16 protein-coding genes are annotated in these 20,170 nt (G+C 58.9%); 9 read left to right on the forward strand and 7 right to left on the reverse strand.

Annotated elements, in window-relative coordinates; genetic code table 11:
• The first annotated feature begins 202 nt into the window (after positions 1-202).
• Positions 203-2,152, forward strand: coding sequence for a TPM domain-containing protein (locus tag RTS12_RS12605; RefSeq protein ID WP_312529042.1), 1,950 nt, complete (start codon positions 203-205; stop codon positions 2,150-2,152).
• Between the two features lie 49 nt (positions 2,153-2,201).
• Here the strand turns inward: RTS12_RS12605 and RTS12_RS12610 are convergent, their stop codons facing one another.
• The gene (locus RTS12_RS12610; RefSeq protein WP_312529044.1) at positions 2,202-3,875 is read right to left on the reverse strand and encodes an acyl-CoA dehydrogenase family protein; all 1,674 of its coding nucleotides are present in this window, start codon (positions 3,873-3,875) and stop codon (positions 2,202-2,204) included.
• A gap of 205 nt (positions 3,876-4,080) precedes the next feature.
• Positions 4,081-5,094, reverse strand: coding sequence for an ABC transporter substrate-binding protein (locus RTS12_RS12615; RefSeq protein WP_312529046.1), 1,014 nt, complete (start codon positions 5,092-5,094; stop codon positions 4,081-4,083).
• A 532-nt stretch (positions 5,095-5,626) separates the two neighbouring features.
• Here RTS12_RS12615 and RTS12_RS12620 point away from each other — a divergent pair.
• Complete coding sequence (locus RTS12_RS12620) at positions 5,627-6,601, forward strand: glutathione S-transferase family protein (protein ID WP_312529048.1); 975 nt, start codon at positions 5,627-5,629, stop codon at positions 6,599-6,601.
• A 27-nt stretch (positions 6,602-6,628) separates the two neighbouring features.
• Positions 6,629-8,158, forward strand: a complete 1,530-nt coding sequence (locus RTS12_RS12625; protein WP_312529049.1) for a VOC family protein — start codon at positions 6,629-6,631, stop codon at positions 8,156-8,158.
• Between the two features lie 131 nt (positions 8,159-8,289).
• Here the strand turns inward: RTS12_RS12625 and RTS12_RS12630 are convergent, their stop codons facing one another.
• Complete coding sequence (locus RTS12_RS12630) at positions 8,290-9,255, reverse strand: ring-cleaving dioxygenase (RefSeq protein WP_312529051.1); 966 nt, start codon at positions 9,253-9,255, stop codon at positions 8,290-8,292.
• A 122-nt stretch (positions 9,256-9,377) separates the two neighbouring features.
• On the opposite strand from RTS12_RS12630, the gene RTS12_RS12635 reads away from it, so the two are divergent.
• On the forward strand, positions 9,378-10,292 hold the full coding sequence (locus RTS12_RS12635) for a LysR family transcriptional regulator (RefSeq protein WP_312529053.1): 915 nt from the start codon (positions 9,378-9,380) through the stop codon (positions 10,290-10,292).
• A 13-nt stretch (positions 10,293-10,305) separates the two neighbouring features.
• Here RTS12_RS12635 and RTS12_RS12640 read toward each other — a convergent pair whose 3' ends face one another.
• On the reverse strand, positions 10,306-11,355 hold the full coding sequence (locus RTS12_RS12640) for a dipeptidase (protein WP_312529054.1): 1,050 nt from the start codon (positions 11,353-11,355) through the stop codon (positions 10,306-10,308).
• 130 nt (positions 11,356-11,485) lie between these two features.
• Between RTS12_RS12640 and RTS12_RS12645 the strand changes: the two genes are divergently transcribed.
• Together RTS12_RS12645 and parA are read left to right on the forward strand one after the other, a co-directional pair.
• Positions 11,486-11,803, forward strand: coding sequence for an antibiotic biosynthesis monooxygenase (locus RTS12_RS12645; protein ID WP_312529056.1), 318 nt, complete (start codon positions 11,486-11,488; stop codon positions 11,801-11,803).
• 118 nt (positions 11,804-11,921) lie between these two features.
• Positions 11,922-12,560: a ParA family partition ATPase gene (gene parA / locus RTS12_RS12650; protein ID WP_312529058.1), complete on the forward strand. Its 639-nt coding sequence runs from the start codon at positions 11,922-11,924 to the stop codon at positions 12,558-12,560.
• 45 nt (positions 12,561-12,605) lie between these two features.
• Here parA and uvrB read toward each other — a convergent pair whose 3' ends face one another.
• Positions 12,606-14,792, reverse strand: coding sequence for an excinuclease ABC subunit UvrB (gene uvrB / locus RTS12_RS12655; protein ID WP_312529060.1), 2,187 nt, complete (start codon positions 14,790-14,792; stop codon positions 12,606-12,608).
• A 162-nt stretch (positions 14,793-14,954) separates the two neighbouring features.
• Here uvrB and RTS12_RS12660 point away from each other — a divergent pair, with 162 nt between their 5' ends.
• Complete coding sequence (locus RTS12_RS12660) at positions 14,955-15,266, forward strand: ETC complex I subunit (RefSeq protein ID WP_312529063.1); 312 nt, start codon at positions 14,955-14,957, stop codon at positions 15,264-15,266.
• 836 nt (positions 15,267-16,102) lie between these two features.
• A complete protein-coding gene (locus RTS12_RS12665; protein WP_312529066.1) occupies positions 16,103-16,840 on the forward strand; it encodes a hypothetical protein in 738 nt (245 codons plus the stop codon).
• 9 nt (positions 16,841-16,849) lie between these two features.
• Here the strand turns inward: RTS12_RS12665 and RTS12_RS12670 are convergent, their stop codons facing one another.
• Both RTS12_RS12670 and RTS12_RS12675 read right to left on the reverse strand, forming a co-directional pair.
• Positions 16,850-17,086, reverse strand: a complete 237-nt coding sequence (locus RTS12_RS12670; protein ID WP_312529068.1) for a hypothetical protein — start codon at positions 17,084-17,086, stop codon at positions 16,850-16,852.
• A 759-nt stretch (positions 17,087-17,845) separates the two neighbouring features.
• The gene (locus RTS12_RS12675) at positions 17,846-18,322 is read right to left on the reverse strand and encodes a GNAT family N-acetyltransferase (protein WP_312529070.1); all 477 of its coding nucleotides are present in this window, start codon (positions 18,320-18,322) and stop codon (positions 17,846-17,848) included.
• Positions 18,323-18,726: 404 nt separating this feature from the next.
• Here RTS12_RS12675 and RTS12_RS12680 point away from each other — a divergent pair, with 404 nt between their 5' ends.
• On the forward strand, positions 18,727-19,818 hold the full coding sequence (locus tag RTS12_RS12680; protein WP_312529072.1) for a hypothetical protein: 1,092 nt from the start codon (positions 18,727-18,729) through the stop codon (positions 19,816-19,818).
• Positions 19,819-20,170: the final 352 nt, after the last annotated feature.

Raw genomic sequence — 20,170 nt, forward strand, 5'->3', positions numbered from 1 at the left:
GCAGAGAGCAGAGAGCAGAGAGCAGAGAGCAGAGAGCAGAGAGCAGAGAGCAGAGAGCAGAGGGGGGGGCTTGCCGCGTCAATCCTGGCAAGATGTGAGTGTGTTTACGGTATCGTGAAAAACAGTTTCACCTGGCTCTATTCCCGTACCTCTTTCGGGCTGATATTCGCCTCTGAGGCGGGAGAGCCACGGGAAGAAGAATATGCGACATTTTTGTGTTGGAGTAAGGTTGCGGTCCTCGGTGGCGGTCATCGCCCTTCAGGTGGTGGCAATCAGCTTTGGCACAATGACTTTGGCCCAGCCTGTGGCGCAATCGGCCGTGCAATTGTCAGATAGCGCGCAAATGCAGACGCGCTCGGCGCTGGGCGAGATCAACGCCATCGCGTCCGCTCTGCCTGATCTGGCCCAGCCCTTCTTTGAACTGAGTGATCAGATCGATCTGCGGATTTGCAATGCGAATGGTGGGGCAGTCGGCCTTCCTGCCGATTTGCACGAGCGGCCAGACAGTGCAGCCGGCCTTGAGGTGATTGGTCAACTTCTTGCTGTCACCAATCTGCCGATGAATTTCAGCGTGATCGAGACCTCGGTGCCACAGATCACGGCTATGGTGCTTGAAGAACGCGATTTGGCGCCTCGGCGGGTGCTTTTGATCTCTCCTGAACTCTTGGCTAGGGCCAAAGAGGCACTTGGGGGCAAGGATTGGGCGTTAATTGCAGCTGTTGCTCATGAAGCTGGGCACCATCTCGCTGGGCATGGGCTTGCCAATGGTCCCGGGCGTGACGCAGACGAGGCCGAGGCTAATGCTTTTGCCGGTCTTGTCCTTGCGCGGCTGGGGGCGGAATTCGCAGATGTTGTGGCGGTGGCGCAAGGGCACGGCACCGAAGCTTGGGCAGGCACGCCTGCACAGCCTACTTCGGACGCGTCGGCCACTGACAAGGGCACGACAGTGACGGATGAATACATCAAACTTGAGGCCATGGCCGCAGGTTGGGGACGTGGCGCGATGGAGGAGGGGCGGCTTCAGCCCGCGATCTTGCCTTTCGCACAGGCCAATGACCACGCACGCCCGACCCCCAAACCCGAGGGCGGCGCTGACGCTGGGCTACGGGCGGCTACGCGCACGGCGGCAGCAATCGCCTGGATGGATGAGCTTGGCCAGCTTGCGCCCCAGACCCCCGCCTCGGGGAAGGCCAATCCCAGATTGCCTTTGCCTGATCCCCGCGCTTTGCCCGTCAAGTTCGACCATTTCGTTTATGATCCGCTGGGGCTGGTGAATGAAAAGGAAATTGCCTCGCTAGAGCGCGATGCAATGGCCTATGCCGCAAAACCCGGCGTCGAAATTGTCACGATCGTCGCGGATAGCCTGCATGGATATTCTGCGCGGGACTATGCGCAAATCATGCTGCGCCAGCTAAGTGTGGGGCAGCGCGATCTGGGCAATGGCGCGGTCGTGGTCGTGGCGCCACAAGAGGGGACATCGGCTGTGGCGCTTGCGCCGGGTTTGACAACCGCCCTGACCGGGCTTGATGGATTGAGCGAGCTAGAGCGCCGGGCCGCTGCCTTTGTTGAGGGGCTGATGCAAGGCGCGGATCCGCGTGTGCCGACAGTCGCGATGGAATTGACCGAGGCCAGCCATGCGATTATGCGCCGCCCCGAAATCGCCAACGCTAATTGGTCGCTGCGCTATGGCAACCTGGGTGCGGCCTTGCGCGCGCGTGAGCAAAACTGGGCCGATCGCGCCAAGACGAATGCAAGCTATGACCCACAGAAAGATCCAGTTTTGCATCAGATCGTGCGGCTGCACGCGCGATTGAGCGAGGCCGATCCCATGGCATTGGTTCAAACAGGCGGCGAGGTGGTACAGGCCGGCATCTTGCCGGGCATACCCGCCCCGCGCCCTGCGACCAACAGCCCCACTTCAGATGAGGCTGATCCGGTATCGCCGGGGCTGATCGCGCTTTATGGCCCCGCGCAGAGTATCGCGACAGCCCAAGGCAAGGGTTATATCCTGCTCAGCGATCCTGAGGCGGCCTTGCCTGGCCCGCTCGTTGGTGGGCATGATTATGAAATTACCGCCAGAATCGTCGACAACAGCGGGGATCATCCGATCTTGGCACTGATCAGCCGTGAGGACGTGACGCCGCTGCCCTAAGGGCCGGGCTACCGCAGGGCTGGCAGGGCAACCGCCGCCTGATTTCGCGTTAGCCGCTTTCCAGGATGCCCGCGCGGTCAATGATCTGGCGGGCATTGCTCACGCCCAGCACCGCGCCATAATCCTGCCCTGAATGGCGCCCAAGACGCTGGCGGCAAAATGCCTCGGCCAGCATCGAGGGTGCGTGGCGCAGCAAAAGGCTGGCCTGAAACAGCCGTGCCATCCGCTCGACCACAAAGCGCGCGCGACCCTGCGCTGATCCAAGATCGCGCAAAACGCCCTCGATATCTTGCAAGGCGCGGTCGAAATCGCGGCTGCCACCGCGGGCAAGGGCGACCTCGTCATGCCACAGCTCTAGGCTTTTGGGGCTGGTTTGCGCGGCACGCAAGACATCCAGGCAGATGACATTGCCCGATCCCTCCCATACGCCATTCAAGGGCGCTTCGCGGTATAGCCGGGCCATCATATGATCCTCGATATAGCCATTGCCGCCATGACATTCCAAGGTCTCGGCGACAAAGGCGGGGGCACGTTTGCAAGCCAGATATTTGCCCATGGGAATGGCGATGCGTCCCAGTAAAGCCCCGGCCTCGCCATCATCCTGGGTCTGGGCAAGGCGCAGGCCGGACCACAGGAAAGCCTCGGAATCCAGGGCGAGATCGGCCAGAACGCTTTCCATCAACGGCTGATCGATCAACGCGCGCTGAAAGGCGTGGCGTTGGCGGCAATGATGGATCGCCTGGCGCAGCGATTGCCGCATGATGGCGCCCGCGCTGATTGCGCAATCCAGCCGCGTCAGGTGCGCCATTTCCAAGATCGTGGCAATGCCGCGCCCCTCTTCGCCGACAAGCTGGGCCTCGAGGCCGCGAAACTCGACCTCGGCAGAGGCATTCGAGCGGTTGCCGCACTTGTCTTTCAGGCGCTGCAAGATCAACCGATTGCGGCTGCCATCGGCCAGCCAGCCGGGGGCAAGAAAGCAGCTGATGCCTTTTTCGCTGCGCGCCAGCGTCAGGAACAGATCCGATTGAGGGACCGAAAAGAACCATTTATGACCCGTGAGCAACCAGATCTGGCCGGATTTTTGGGCCTTGGTCTGGATCTGGCGCAGATCCGAGCCACCTTGCTTTTCTGTCATGGCCATTGCCATGGTCAGCGCCGATTTCTGCGCGGCGGGCAGGGGGCGGGGATCATGGCTGTTGTGATAAAGCGCTGGCGCATAAGTCTGAAGCAGATCGGGCTGATGGCGCAGCGCGGCATGAGCGGCGAAGGTCATGGTAATCGGGCAGCAAATGCCGTTTTCAGCCTGATTGAGCAGAAATGACAGGCCCGCGCGGGCGACATGCAGACCTTGACGGCCCCGGTGGCGCGGTTCCCAGCACAGGGAATGGGTGCCAGATGCGCGCGCCATGGCCATCAACTCGTGCCATGCGGGGTGAAACTCGATTTCATCGATGCGGTGGCCAAAGCGGTCATGGCTGATCAGCTCGGGTGGGTGCCGATTGGCCTGATGCGCCAAAACTTGCACCCGTGCCGTGCCAACTTGGGCACCAAATGCGGCCAGTTCTGCCTGATACCAGCCGCCGCCCAAGACCTCGATGGCCTGCGTTAACGCGCGGTCATCACGAAATGCATTATAGCCAGTCAGCTCACTTGGCTGGTTCGTCACCTCATGGGTGGCATAGCTGGATGTGGGATCCGCGCAGGGGGGGATTTGCTCTGCCATGACCTATCCTTTGCCAAGCTGCCGAAGGGGGACTTGTGCGGCGTGGCGGGCGCAGCCCCAATTTCTCATGAATCGGCAAGCGGGGGAATAGAGTTTGGCGGCGCCTGCGCATCATGGCCAAGACTGCCAGCATCGCAGGGATATGGCGGCAACTAAAAAGGGGCCGAGCAAGCCCGGCCCCTGATGTCGAATGCAGCGCAATGCGTCAGAGCGCGGCTTTGACCTTGTCGGCGGCTTCGGGGGTGACCCAATTCAGCCAAAGATCCTCGTTGTTTTTCAGGAACTCTTTGGCGCCTTCTTCGCCAGTTGCCTGATTGTCGGTCATCCAGGCCATCAGCTTGTTGACGGTGTCATTGCTCCAGCTGCGCTTGGACAGATAATCGATCACGCCAGGATCTGCCTTATCGGCAAAGGGCTTGGCGACCAGCGTAAAGACGTTGTCACGCGGGAAAGCATTCGGCTTGGGATCGGGGCAATCCGCGACCGAGGTGCAGCGCTTCCATTCATCCTTGTCGAAGGGAACGCCGAAATCGACGCTGACCATCTCGTATTTGCCCAAGAGCGAGGTCGGTGCCCAATAAAAGCCCAGCCAGGGTGCCTTTTGCTCATAGGCTTTGGCGATCGAGCCATCCAGCCCTGCGGCCGAGCCGGTATCGACCACGGTAAAGCCCTTGCCCTCGACGTCAAAGGCCTTGGCAAGCTGATTGGTCACGATCGTACCGCCCCAACCTTCGGGGCCGTTGAAGATCGCCCCCTTGGCCGGATCCTCGGGCGAGGGGAAAATTTCGGGATGGGCCAGAATGTCGTTGATGGTTTTTAGTTCAGGATGGGCATCGGCCAGATATTTCGGAATGAACCAGCCCTGTTGCCCCCCGTCGGGCAGCGAGCGTCCGACCGAGACGATCTTGCCTTCGGCCGTGCCAGTCGCAAAGACCTCGGGCACAAGGTCGACCCATGCCTCGGGGACGATCTCGGGCTGGCCTTTTTCCACAAGCGAGGTAATTGCCGGGACGGTATCACTGGTGACGATTTCGGCGTTACAGCCATAGCCGTTATTCAAGATGAACTGGTCCAGATTGGCCAGGATCTCGGCGCTTTGCCAGTTCATGCTGGCAATGGTCAGATTGCCGCATTCCGCCCAAGCAGCGGCGCCGAACCCCATCATCGGCAGCGCAAGCGCGGTCGACAGAAGGGGGGTCGAAAGATATCTGCGTTTCATATCGTCTCCCTGAAGGCGGCATTGGGTGATCCACGAACCTGCCGCCTGGGCGCGTGGTTGGGCCCGCGCAGTGTCAGACACCACGCCGGAAAACTATCACCTGGAAGATTGGAAAAAGGCTGTTCATTCCGCAGACCTTGTTGGCCGGTAGCGGTTCTGGGCATGATCGGAGAGGTGGACACAATCAAGATCATGGCCCCAGCCTATGGCCAGATGCTTTGTTGGGGCAAGCTGGAATTATCGCAATTTGCCTAAGCTGGGCATTGTGCTGCCATGTCTTGGTTAACGGGCATGCATCGCCCCATTTTTCTGACCTTAGGCTGGATGTCAGAATGGCTGCGAACAAAGCGGTGTTTGGCGGGGATCAGGGCCACGCGGCAGGCAAAAAACCTATGTCCTGACACCCCGGCAATCCTCGGGGCGTTTTGTGGGGACGAACACCGCATTCGGACCTGCAGGCTTGGTTACCGCGTTGGGCTGGGTCTAGAACGCAGCGCAAGACATATGAGCATGTGGTCAGGAGGGTAAAGCCATGGGTTTGCTGGTTGACGGAATATGGCACGACAAATGGTATGATACCGCAAGTACCAACGGTCGCTTCGAGCGCAGCGTGACCGCCTGGCGCAATTGGATCACGCCGGATGGCGCACCCGGCCCCAGCGGTCGGGGCGGGTTTCGCGCGCAAAGCGGGCGCTATCATCTTTATGTCAGCTTAGCGTGCCCCTGGGCGCATCGCACCTTGATCTTTCGCAGCCTCAAAGGGTTGGTGCCGCATATTTCGGTCTCGGTGGTGCATCCGGTGATGCTGCAAGACGGCTGGACGTTTGACACCGACTTTCCTGATGCCAGCGGCGATGATCTGTTCGGCTTGCCCTTTCTGCGCGACATCTATCTGCGGGCCGATCCGCATGCATCGGGGCGGGTGACGGTTCCGGTCCTTTGGGATCGCGAACAAGATACGATTGTCTCGAACGAATCCGCCGAGATCATCCGGATGTTCAATTCGGCATTCGACGGGCTGACCGGCAATCACGACGATTATTGGCCCCAAGCCTCGCGGCCTCAGATCGAGGCGCTGAACAGCCGGATCTATGACACGGTGAACAATGGTGTCTACAAAGCTGGATTTGCGACAACTCAGCCAGCCTATGACGAGGCGATCGGCCCGCTGTTCGACAGTCTGGACTGGATTGAGGGGATCTTGTCACGCCAGCGCTATCTGACCGGCGCGAGCCTGACCGAAGCGGATTGGCGGCTTTTCTCGACCATGGTGCGCTTTGACGCGGTCTATCACACGCATTTCAAATGCAATCGCCATCTGGTAAGTGATTATCCCAATCTATGGGGATGGTGCCGTGAACTTTATCAGATCGATGGCGTGGCTCAGACCGTCAGCTTTCCCCATATCGTGAATCACTATTACCGCAGTCATCCGACGATCAATCCTTACGGGATTGTCCCGATTGGGCCGGTGATGGATTGGACTGCTGCGCATGGGCGCGGCTGATAGACCCTTTAGGCAGGCGAGCAAGAAATGACGACTGGCATTCATCACGTCACCCTGATTACGCGCAAGGTACAGGCCAATATCGATTTCTACCTGGGCTTTCTGGGGCTGCGCCTGATCAAGCGGACCGGGGGCTATGAGGACAGCGAACAGCTGCACCTGTTTTATGGCGATCAACTGGGCAGCCCGGGGTCCTTGGTCAGCTTTCTGGTCTGGGAGGATGGCGCGCCGGGCCGGACCGGACATGGTCAGGTCGCAGAAATCGCCTTTGCCGTGCCTCTGGCCAGTATCGGTGATTGGCTGACGCGTGCCATGAATGCCCATGTCCCGGTCGAGGGACCCAGCCGCGAATTCGGCGAGCCTGTCTTGCGGTTGCGTGACCCCGATGGGGTGATCGTCAAGCTGGTCGGTGTCGATCTTGCCGCGACTGCCCCTTTGCCCGATCCGATCGCGCCGCGGCGCATCCGCTCGGTCACGCTTTGGAGCGAGGATGCCGAGGCCACCGCCGATTTCGTGTCGCGCTTTGGCTATCAAGCGGCGGGCGTCGAGGGCAATGCCCGACGGCTGAAATCCGACACGGATGTGGTCGATATTCGCAATGTCCGGGGCTATGTCCCCTCGATCCCCGGCACCGGGATCTTTGATCACGTGGCCTTTCGCGCCCCGGATGTCGGCACGTTGCGACAGATGCGGCTGGATCTGAAAGACGCTGAAAGCGTCACCAATGTGCATGACCGCAAATATTTCCTGTCGCTATATGTGCGTGAACCCGGTGGAACATTGATCGAATTCGCCACCGATGGCCCCGGATTTACCGTAGATGAAGCGCCGGAACATCTGGGCGAGACTTTGTTTTTTCCACCCGAGGAGCAGGCGCGCGCCGAGGATCTGCGCGTGATCTTGCCGCAATTCGCCCTGCCGGGCGGGGAAAGGATTCCAATGCGCGAACTGCCTTTCATCCACCGCTTTCATACCCCCGACGCACCTGACGGCAGTGTGATCTTGCTGCTGCACGGGACCGGGGGCAACGAGGCCGATCTGATGCCGTTGGCGCATCGGCTGAACCCGCATGCAACCTTGTTGGGTCTGCGCGGTCGCTCGCAAGAAGAGGGGGTCGCACGCTGGTTTCGCCGCTTTGATGCCATGCGCTTTGATCAAGAGGATAATCGCGCCGAAGCCGCGGCCTTTGACGCTTTCATGCATGACGCATTGCGCTCTTATGGGCTTGATAGCGCGCGCATCACGGTTTTGGGCTATTCCAATGGCGCGAATTTCGCCGCAGCGGTGATGGGGCTATATCCGGGATTGATCAAACGCGCGATCTTGCTGCGCGCAGTTGCAGTCTTGGAGGAGCTGCCGCAGGTCGATTTGAGCGGCGCTGAGGTGTTGATGATCAACGGCGAAAACGACCCCTACCTTGAGGGGGGAAGCGTGCTCGCGGATTGGTTGCGCGCGTGTCAGGCCGAGCTGGATCTGCGCCTCATCAGCGCGGGGCATCAGCTGACGGGCGAGGATTTGAACATTGCCTTGGACTGGATGCGTCATCGCCTCAGCTAGTTCCGAGGCCAGTCTTACGGCGCGAAAGCGGGGCGAATGCCTAAGTGAGATCTGCAAAGATTGGGTATTTGGATGATGAAGAAAGCCGGCGCCCTGAGGTGCCGGCTTTTTCATTGTTCAATCGCGAGGGCTCAATCGAGCGGGCGCAGGTCTGCCTCGATGCGCTCGCGTTTGCCCTCGAGGAAGGGCGGCAGGGACAGACGCTCGCCCAGGGTTTCCATCGGCTCATCGACGGCAAAGCCGGGGGTGTCGCTGGCGATCTCGAAGAGGTTGCCACCAGGTTCGCGGAAGTAGAGCGAGCGGAAATAGTAGCGCTCGACCTCGCCCGAATTGGGCACACGCAGATCACGCAGCCGGCGTGCCCATTCCTGGATCCCCGCCTCATTCGGGGTGCGGAAGGCGACGTGATGGACCGCGCCCGCACCTTGGCGTGCGACGGGCAGGCCAGGTTGCACCGCGACATGCAATTCGGCCGAGGGGCCGCCTTGACCCATCTCGAAGACATGGACCTGACCTTGGCCATCGGGGCTGGCGTAATCGCGGACCCGGCGCATGTTCATCACATGAGTGAGCACCAATTCGGTAGGGGCCAGATCAGGCACCGAGATGGTGATCGGACCAAGCCCACGGATTTGATGGTTGGCCGCGATCGGGCTTTTCGCCCAAGGATGGACGAGACCAGCCTGATCCTCGATCAGGCGGAAGCGCTGACCTTCGGGGTCTTCGAAGTCAAGGCTGGTGCGCCCGTCAAGCAGGGTGGTTGGCCCATGGCTGACACCTTTTTCACGCAGGTGCGCGGCCCAGAAGTCGAAGCTGTCTGCTGCGATACGCAGGCCCGTGCGGCTGATGGAATGGGTGCCGCGACGCTCGGGGGCTGCGGGCCAATCGAAGAAGGTCAGATCCGTACCGGGGCTGGCCTCGCCGTCGGCGTAAAACAGGTGATAAGCGCTGGTATCGTCTTGGTTGACGGTTTTCTTCACAAGGCGAAGCCCAAGGGTTTCGGTGTAAAAGCGCTTATTGGCCGGGGCCTGTGCCGTGATCGCGGTCAGGTGGTGGATACCGGTCAGATCGGTTTTGGGTTCGGTGTTGGTTTGCATGGTATGCTCCTGCAATCAATCTTGAGCAGCATATCAGCATTGGCCTGCTTGAAAGCCATATCCAGCGCGCCTAATCCAGTGTTCGGCAATTGCGAACGCCGCCAGAGGCGCTATGCTGGCTTATGCGTTATTCCCTTGATGAAATTGAGACCTTTCTGACTGTGCTTGAACTGGGCACTGTCACTGCTGCCGCCGAGCGGTTGAACCTGTCGAAATCAGTGGTCAGCAAGCGGATTTCTGATTTCGAAGCGGCGCTGGGGGCGGCCCTGTTTCGACGCAATGCCGGGCGCATCACGCCGACCGATGCCGCATTGAGTTTGGCCGAACGGTTGCGGCCGGCACTGAGCGAGCTGACTGCGGCGGCGGAAAGCGCGGCCTGGAGCATGGATGGGGGCAGCGCGTTGCGCGGCCGCCTGTCGATTTCCGCCCCGATGAGCTTTGGCGTGATGTATCTGGCACCCATCATCGCGGAATTCGCCACATTGCATCCCGAGCTGGAGCTGCGCATCGATTTCGATGATCGCTCGCGTGATCTGATTCATGATGGCTTTGATGTGGCCATCCGCGTGGGCGAGCTGCGCGATACGGCGCTGATGGCGCGCAAGCTATGTGAGGATCGCGTGGTCGCGGTCGCCAGCCCGGCCTACCTTGACCGTTACGGCACGCCCCGCGATCTGGATGACCTGAGCGGGCATCCGGTGATCAGCTACAGCCATCTGGCGGATACGCGAATGTGGTCCTTTCCGGTCGGGGGACGCAATGTCTCGCCGCAGGTCAGTGGGCGTATCTCGATGAACAATGGCGAGGCAATGCGCGATTTTGTGGTGGCAGGGCTGGGGCTTGGAATGCTGCCGGGCTTTATCGTTGCGGGCGAAATCGCAGCGGGGCGACTGGTGCCGATCCTGACGGATCTACCGGGGCGGGCCTTGCCGATTTCGGTCGTCTGGCCGCCCGTGACACCAATGCCCGCCAAGCTGCGCGCTTTTGTGGACCATTTGGCCTTCGCGTTATCCGAGGCCAAACCTTGGAAGCTGTGAGGGCAAAAGGGGCTTAACCGCCCCAGCTGCGCTTAAGCACACCCACCCAGTTCTTCCAGGCGATTTTTGCGGTCAGATCGGGGCCGTAGCCGTGATCAAGCATCGCGCTCACCAGGTTTTGCAACATGCCTGCATCCGCCAGCTCATCAGGCATCAAGGCCCCATCGAAATCTGAACCAAGGGCCACGCCATCTTCGCCCAAGATTGCCAGCATGTGATCCAGATGGCGCAAGATGACATCAAATCCCGCAAGCGGCAGCCGTTTGCCATCTGGGCGCAAAAAGCCCGTGGCATAGTTCAGCCCGACCAACCCGTCACTTTCGGCGATAACGGAAAGCTGGCGGTCGGTCAGGTTGCGCGAGCTGGGCGAGATGGCATGGGCGCAGGAGTGGCTGGCCACCAGCGGCGCCGTCGAGAGCCGGGCAATATCGTCAAAGCCCTTTTCGTTCAGATGTGACAGATCAAGCATGATACGCAGCTGATTGCATTCACGCACCAGGGCTTTTCCATCGGCGGTCAAGCCCGGGCCTGTATCGGGTGATGAGGGAAAGGCAAAGGGCACGCCATGCCCATAGCGCGTCGGACGCGACCAGACTGGACCCAGCGACCGCAGCCCCAGCGCATGCCACATGTGCAGCCCATCCAGATCGGCAATGGGCTCTGCGCCCTCAATATGCATGATCGCGGCGATGCGGCCTGCGTCGATGGCGGCGTCAATATCGGCGGCGCTGCGGCAGATCTGCAGCGTGCCGCCGCGTTCCAGCGCCAGCAGGTGGCCCGCCTGCGCCAAGGCATGGGGCAGGGCCTCGGGGGCGTCGATCAGATCGGGCAGGGCAAGCGAAAAGGGCGGGTTGGCCATCTGCCTGACCGCGTCATCATCATTCGGCCCCTCGGGCGAGGGGGTCCAAATTGCGAAAAACCCACCGACCATGCCGCCTGCCTTGATACGCGGCAGATCAAGATGACCCGTGCCATCGCCCTTCAGCCAAAGTGAATCGCGTGCTGGGCCCGCCTCGACCATTCGTTGCAAAAAGTCATTATGGCCGTCGAAAACCGGGATCATCTGCGCGCTCCTGAGCTGTGGTCGGGCGGAACATGCGCGCTTTGGCAAAAAGGCGCAATGGCCTGATCTTGGCCTTTGTGTCGGGGCGCAATGGACGTAAGCTGAACAGGCCAGCCAGGGAGGGCCAACCATGACCGAGATCAGCAAAGACTTTGGCGGACAGACCGTGATCTGCACCTTTGACGTGACACCGGGCACCGCCCATGACGTGCTTGAGGCGCTGGAAGATGCCTATGCGCAGGTGATCAGCCAGCAGCCGGGCTATGTCTCGGGGGCGATCCATCTGAATGATGCCCAGACGCGCATCGCGACCTATTCCAAGTGGCGCGGCCGGGGCGATTATCAGGCGATGCTGCGCGCGCCCGAGATGCGTGTTCGCAACCGCGCCATCCATGCCATGTGCCGCAGCTTTGAGCCGGTGATGTATGAGGTCGTCTCGACCTTTTGAGCAGGCATCGGCACGCAAAAGCCGCGCTTGCCGATAAAAATGCTGCAACTGCGAAAAGATCGTGCATCGCCCCGGATAAATCCCCTAAGCTTGGGTTGGGATAAGTCGTGGAGGTCTTATGGCAGGGCGCATCATTACCGTGGCGCAGCAAAAGGGCGGCTCTGGCAAGACGACATTGGCGGTCAATCTGGCGATCGAGTTGCGTCGGCGCGATTATTCGGTCGCTTTGATCGATACGGATCCGCAAGGCAGCCTGGGACGCTGGTTCATCGAGCGATTGGGGCGTCGTGGCGAGGATGAGGGGTTAGAGTTCTCAACCTCATCTGCTTGGGGGGCCAGCTACGAATCCGAAAAGCTCAAGAAGCGTTTTGATTTCGTCATCATCGACACACCACCGAAAATCGACAGCGATTTGCGGCCGTCGCTAAGGGCGGCGGATCTGATCGTGGTGCCCGTCGCCATCAGCCATGTCGATCTATGGGCAACCGAGGGGGTTCTTGATCTGGCCAAGCGCGAAAAGGCCGAGGCGATGATCATCCTTAACCGCGCCCGTCCCAACACCCGCCTGTCGATCGAGGTCGCAGCCAAAGCGCAAGAAATGGGGGCGGGGCTTGCACGAACGCAGATCGCCAACCGCATTGCCTATGCCGAAGCTTTGGGTCGGGGCCTTTCTGCAAGTGAAAGCAGCCGCAATCCCGCCCTGCAGGCCGAGCTTACCGCCTTGATTGATGAGATACTGTCACATTGGCAACTCTAGTTATCCGCAAATATTCGAAATTATGCGGATAACTAGCAGCTTCCTTTAGCGGCTTTTGCGCGAGCGTTTGGTTCCGCCCCTTTGCCCGGCCCGACCTGCGGTCGAACGCCCCGAAGCTTTGACGGCTGCCTCGGCTGCGTCTTCAATCGCGGATTGGCGTGCCAAAGGATCATCCGCAACGGCCAGCTCGACGGCCTCAAGGCGTTTGACCTCGTCACGCAGACGCGCCGCCTCTTCGAATTCCAGGTTCTCGGCCGCCTTGCGCATCTGCGCGCGCATTGCATCCAGATGGGCGGCAAGGTTGGCGCCGACCATGGGCTTATCCACCTTGGTCGTGACGCGGGACTGATCGGTATCGCCTTGCCACAATCCGGCCAGGACATCATCGACATTCTTGCGCACCGTTTGCGGTGTAATGCCGTGAGCCTGGTTATAGGCCATCTGCTTTTCACGGCGGCGGCTGGTTTCGGCCATCGCACGTTCCATACTGCCGGTGATACGGTCGGCATACATGATGACGCGCCCGTCGACATTTCGCGCGGCCCGACCGATGGTCTGGATCAAAGAGGTGGTTGAACGCAGGAAGCCTTCCTTGTCGGCATCAAGGATCGCAACCAGACCACACTCTGGAATATCAAGGCCTTCGCGCAGTAAGTTAATCCCAACTAGCACGTCGAAAGCGCCCAGACGCAGGTCGCGCAGGATCTCGATACGCTCAATCGTGTCGATGTCGCTATGCATATAGCGGATGCGAATGCCCTGTTCGTGCAGATATTCGGTCAGGTCCTCAGCCATGCGCTTGGTTAGCGTCGTGACGAGGGTTCGATAGCCCGCGGCCGAGACTTTGCGCACCTCGTCCAGAAGATCGTCGACCTGCATTTCGACTGGCCGGATCTCGATCTGCGGGTCCAGAAGGCCCGTGGGGCGGATGACCTGTTCGGTAAAGACGCCGCCAGTCTGATCCATTTCCCATTGTGCAGGAGTCGCGCTGACAAAGACCGATTGGGGGCGCATCGCGTCCCATTCCTCAAATTTAAGCGGTCGGTTGTCCATGCACGACGGAAGGCGAAAGCCGTGATCTGCCAAGGTGAATTTGCGCCGAAAGTCGCCGCGATACATGCCACCGATCTGTGGCACCGAGACATGCGATTCATCGGCAAAAACGATGGCATTATCGGGGATGAATTCGAACAGGGTCGGCGGCGGCTCGCCGGGTGCGCGGCCAGTCAGATACCGCGAGTAGTTCTCGATCCCGTTGCAGACGCCGGTTGCTTCAAGCATCTCAAGATCAAAGTTGGTGCGCTGCTCCAGCCTTTGGGCTTCCAAAAGCTTTCCCTCGCTTTGGAATACCTTAAGTTGTTGCTGAAGTTCCGCCCGTATCCCTTTGATTGCTTGTTGTAATGTTGGTCTTGGGGTTACGTAATGGCTGTTGGCGTAAATGCGGATCTGCTTAAAGCTGTCGGTCTTGGTGCCTGTCAGCGGATCGAATTCGGTGATGTTTTCCAGCTCATTGCCAAAGAAGTCAAAGCGCCAGGCGCGGTCATCAAGGTGGGCGGGCCAGACCTCGACAATATCGCCGCGCACGCGAAAACCGCCGCGCTGAAACGAGGCATCCAATCTGCGGTATTGCTGAGCAACCAGCTCGGCCAGAAATTCACGTTGGTCATATTGCTGGCCCACGACCATATCCTGCGTCATCGCCGAATAGGTCTCGACCGAGCCGATGCCGTAGATGCATGACACCGAAGCGACGATGATCACATCATCACGTTCCAGCAATGCCCGCGTCGCGGAATGGCGCATCCGGTCGATGGCCTCGTTGATTTGGGATTCTTTCTCGATATAGGTGTCCGTGCGCGCCACATAGGCTTCGGGCTGGTAGTAATCGTAATAGCTGACGAAATATTCGACAGCGTTATCAGGGAAGAAGCCCTTGAACTCGCCGTATAATTGGGCCGCCAAGGTCTTGTTCGGGGCAAGGATGATCGCCGGGCGCTGCGTGGCCTCGATGACCTTTGCCATCGTATAGGTCTTGCCGGTCCCGGTCGCACCCAGCAAAACCTGATCACGCTCGCCCGCGCCAATGCCTTGACTTAGCTCGGAAATAGCGGTGGGCTGATCCCCCGCAGGCGAAAATTCGCTGTTCATGACCAGCCGTTTGCCGCCCTCAAGTTTCGGGCGGGCGACTTCTGGGAAACGCGCGACGGGTGCGTTGGTATTGTTATGGGCCATCGTTGCACCTTTGTTCTGGCCCTCAATCTGGCGTTTCCGTCAAAAGTTGCAAGACCTCGCGCGCAGATGCAGGACAGAGTTGCGCACAAGCGGCCTTGCCATCTTGATCCGAAGCCCAAGTTGGGCAATAAGATCAGCAACATTTTTCAGAGGGTTTTCTGAATGAGAGTCCGTATCTATCAGCCCGCCCGCAACGCGATGCAGTCTGGAATGGCCAAAACCAAGGGTTGGTTCCTGGTTTTTCCGCAGGCCGATGCCCGCGATATCGATCCGCTGATGGGCTGGACAAGCAGCGACGACACCCAAAGCCAGGTGCGCCTGCGCTTTGAAACACGCAAGCAAGCCGAGGAATATGCGCGCGAGCACGGTCTTGATTACGAGGTGATCGAGCCACAGGCCCGCCACGCAAATATCCGCCCGCGCGGCTATGGCGAAAATTTCGCAACGGACCGTCGCGCTCCTTGGACTCATTAACCCTGTAAATCGGGCGAAAGTTAGTCCCCAATAGGGTTCGTTTTGCCCGAGATCGGGGCAGAGTTTTTCCAAGTAATTGAATTCGCTGGGGTCGGGGGTGGCGCCGGCGTTTTTCTTTTTGAGGCGCGACGCGGACCAAGCATCTAGTGACTTCGATCATGCCGCTCGGCGATCTCGGTAACCATAACGGCGGTTTCATGCGGATGACTTTTCTCAAGCGTCATCCTGACCCGGCGTGTCCCGGATGCCCGAATGATCTGCAGTCGCGCGTCTGGATGGATCACGCTCGGCTCTGATCGCATGGCAATGACGGAGATTGCTGCGCGTGGGGCTGAGATAACGGCATGATGATCAGGTTTTCTGGGAAGAGCCATAGCCGCTCTGCTAGACGGGTGATCGTCGTGAAGGGCGGAGAGCGGTCAGTGGCGGCCCGGCCGAGCCATTTCGGCGAAATGCCAAACCGGACATTCGGCAACCGTCAAAATCGCCCAAGTCACTGGCTGGCACCATCGGCGTTTCGAGCCCTTTGCGGTCATTCGGTCAGCCTGCAGGAGGACGGGCGTCCTCCTTCCCGCTCCAGAGCTCGCGGCCCTATCCTGCCGTTCATCCAAGATGCCTTTGCTGCGGTGCAGCCTCACCAGACCGGCCATTCGCTCATGGCGCAGCATTTTCGGGCGGTTGAAGCTGTCAGCGCCGGCCAAGCCGCCGATATAGAGCCTCCGTAGCTTTGCCCGCGCTGTTCCGCCAAGAATGTGCTGGCCGCATCGTGCATGAAGCGAATAGAGGTTATACAATTGTGATTGACACATTCTGTACCCAGACTTGGGCCATGATATTTGAGCGAGATTAACTTCAATTCTGAGCAGGAAGATCGAGTGATGGGCTTTTTCGGGCGAGACAAAGTCAAGGACTGCATTAGCGGTATCGTCTCGAAGCGCGAAAGACTGCGAGAACTCAATTGTGCTGGACGCGAGGTTTCTACCCGAGAGAACCTCGAAGTAGAGTTTAGAGGACTGCTCCGCGAAATCGACGACCTTGTTGGTGACTTGCAAAGCGCCATGAAGCAAGATGATCTTGATTTGCGGACATGGCAAAAGAACTTAGCAATCGTTCATGATGATCGCTGGTCATTTGGGGCAGAAGAAATTCGCGGGCCGCTCATACCCTTCCTGCGGGGAAAGCTAGAGCCAATTCTACGTGTCGTCGTGGCTCCCGAACTACCCGAAAACGTTGTCGCCCTCTTCCTGACCATTCCTGGCCTCAAGGAACTTCTTCAGAGGGAAAACCACGGACACTGGGGGTATCACTATCACTATCTTGACGCGAAGGAGCGCCGGTCAGACACGCTTCTTACCTTCGCTCGACAGCACAAAACGCTACCTGACGGCCGGAAGGTCAAGGCTGTCACTTGGGAAAGGCATAGCGAGACGAGCCACTTCGCAGCGCGCGCTGCGACTTGGGGTGCCAACAAAAGAGAGAGTGTCTACGAGGCCTGTCTTGGCGATAGCGCCAAACGAAACCTGATCGATTTCAAGAAGCCAGCCAAAGATGCCCAAGTGCTTTGGCCCGTCTGACAAAGGGGATCAGCCGTCCAGCCAGATACCATAAAATTCCCGAACACGGTCAATTTGCTCATCAGCATGAATCAGCGGGTTTTTCGCTAAGAAAAGGCGCAACTCGTCGGCAACCTCTTTCATAGAAATGTTCTGTTCGATTAGATAACCAAGCAGTTCATAGGCTCTTCGCTGATCTGATGGATGCTCGGCGAACCTCCTGTCCTCGACCCCGAAACACCCTCTGATCGCCAATTTCCAATCCATAATCAATACTCCTTAGTTGGCTTTACCAGAATCGTCGTGAACTTCGTTGGGCTTATGGGTGGTCGCCAGCAACTGGTCTTTCATTGCTTAAGCCTCACCCATCGGCACTATAACAAGTCCCATTTCCTGCTCTTTTACTGGAATGCCGTTTTTGTTTCGGCCTGTTCTTTTGTTTCAGCTAAGAACGGAACACCTACCTGCCCATCTCGTTTGTCGAGTTCTCGGGCCGCCATCGCCGCTTCGCGGCTTGGATAGGGGCCAGATACTACCCATGCTCCGGGCGGTCGCGGCGTCGTCTGCCTATACCAATACCAATGGGACATGACTGTTCCTTACATGTACTCGTCGGCGCGAAAGCGCCGCTGGATGGCCGCTTTCGCCTCTTGCGTGAGGGCTTCAATCAGATCGCCTCGATTATCGTTACAAGATACAAGGCAGATTTCCACCCTGTCCATCTAACTACTGCAGTAGGCTGAATTGCAGTTCTCCAAACAATCCGTCCAGCTTGCGCCGCAGATCAACGGACGACTTATGCTTGGGAATTCAAGTCGAAACGCGACAAGTACACTTAGTATAGCATGATCTGGGCGGGCGCAAGCATCTGCATCGCAGCCCAGTCGGGCAATGTGGTCAATCGGAGTTGGAATGTATTTGAGCCCAACGCCGACACTCAGACTGGCCCCAGCAAGGCGGGCCGTTCGCTCCTGCAGCGGGAAACGCGGCCCATACCCGCCGTTCACGCTGGAAATTTTCCGAAAGCTAGCCTTTCCCGAAGCTGCCGCTCGGCCGATGTGCAGCGAAATTGTCGGCGCTGCCGATACGCGGTCGAACAAGTAGATGAAGGTCCGGCTTTTTCTTGTCGTTATGGTTCGGCAGCCCCTTCCACACCACTCCAACCCATTTGAAGCCGAGGCGAGGAAGAACCCTCGTGAGCATGGATGCTGTGCCCGTTGTAGCAAAGACACCATCGTCCCCCGCGAGTAACATCGCCATTTCGCATAGCCTTGAGCCCCAGCCTTGACCTTCGTGGTCCGGATGGACTGCAACATACCCCACTTCATGCGGATAAACATCTTTGGGAAGGGCATATCGAGCTTTTCCTGTCTGAAACGCCGCACGATACTCATCCGCGGGCGATTTCAAAGCAGCACAGCCAATCATTTTTCCACCTATTTTGGCGACGACCAGCTTTACCCCATGATGCTGAATGCCCTCGCGCACTCGGTCAATCTTCACCGCGCCTCCCGCCGCAACGAGCGTTGCGAAGCTCTCCCTGTCATCCTCTGACATTGCTGGATATTCAGTAGCATATATAGTGACTTCCAACTTGTGTGGCCCTCCCAAGTGCCGCTCGGCTGCTCCAGTCTCACGACTTATCTTTCGCAATTTGCTGTAAGTGCCGCGATCAGCCAAGCCCAGATAACGCGCATGAAGGAGCAACGGCGGCCCTTTGCGGCCGGTCGAGAGCCTGCCTGTGTTGAAGTGCGGCTTTCCGCTAAGCGGCCGTTCATGGCCTGGTGCCGCGAAATGCGGCGAGGAATTTCGCGGATGCGGGACAAAACCGGCCTTTGCTGCGACTGGCATCAATGCGCTTTCATCTCGTCTATCGGCAAGCGGAACATCTCGGTAGGATGACTACATTGCATTCTGATATTGAGGCGGCATTTGCCGACGAGAAGATGGATAAGTCCATTGGCGCTGAATTCCTGACTGGCACCGGACTGGCGAAGCGCATCCGCAAGATCATGGCTGGGGACAATCCTTGGATGTGCGTCGCCTTTCTCGGCCCAACCTGGACGAAGGAACTCTTCGACGGTGGGGGCCCGCCCAAGGATTTGCGCGTTGTGTGCGACGTATGTATGGGCATGACCGTTCAGGAGGCGCTTCGCATCGGTGGAGCGCCGAACAACGAGCACTTACGCCACCTCCCCGATCAGCAAATGCACGCGAAGGTCTACGGGTCGGACAAGGGAGCGGTCGTCTGCTCGGCTAATGCCTCGCGCGCCGCTCTGTCCTCCGCTGACAGGGTCGAGGATGGAGTCTGGCTACCCCCCGGAGGCAACACGTACCGTAAAGCCAAAGCGTCGTTCGAGAGGCGCTTTGGCGAAGCCGTGCGTGTGGACCCAGATGCTCTCGCTAGAGCCCCGGAACGCTTGGGGGGCCTCGGCATCGCTGTGGTCGGTGAAAGTGAGGCGGCCGTTCTCAGGAACCCGCCGACGCTTTTGCAACTTCTTCGACATGACCCCGAAATGTTTAAGGGCGTCCGGTTCGTCTTCTCGAATGAGAAGGTTACACAGGCTGTCGAGCAGGGCGCCAAGGCGGTTATGGAAGAAATGGTGACGCGGGATGGCGGCGCTGAGAAAGAAGGCCGCGCTGGCCCACTTAATTACGATTACTTCTCTAATTGGGAGATGAGAGAGGCTGATTGGCCCGCTCTGTTTATCTCCGTCCACCGTGAGGCGAACGGCAGCGTCAAACTTGGCATGCGTCGCCATTTAAGGTTCATCTCGGAGGTTCCCAATGGGGAAGATGAAGCGGAGGACGTCTTCGTCGCAGCCAAAGTTCGGTGGAACACCGGCGGGGCTGCGTTCGGCGACCTGAGAAAGATCGCGAGGGTCACGCAGTGCGAAATTGAGATAAAGGACGTATTCCAGAGCGGATGCTCATTTGATGATGTCGCAGGGCAGGTTCTCACTGCCGAAGGTGTCCGCAGGGCTTTGAAATTAACATAGGCCCGAAGAAGGGGAGCGACAGCGCTTCTTGATGTCAGCCCTGTCGCGTCGCCCAGATATGGCCCATAGCTGACAGTCGGCGCCCATGAACGCCGCATGGCGGCACTCAAGAAAGCTGCCGCTCGAACACTTCTGCAGCGAAATCCTGGCCATCATGATAAGGATGGGCGGCAAACCGGCGGGGTTCAGAATGCGCACGTCTGTCTTGGAGATCGGTCGGCAACCTCAGGGGGTTCATCTTGAATAATAATCAGGCAGCCCAAATTGATATCGAGGGCCTTCCTGATGGGTATTCTGGATTGCTGTTCGTCGTCTGGTATTCCTCCCCGTTTTAACTGTGTTTGGCCGTAGA

Origin of the sequence: Paracoccus sp. (in: a-proteobacteria), from assembly GCF_032007265.1 — a bacterium.
In the GTDB taxonomy this organism is placed as follows: domain Bacteria; phylum Pseudomonadota; class Alphaproteobacteria; order Rhodobacterales; family Rhodobacteraceae; genus Paracoccus.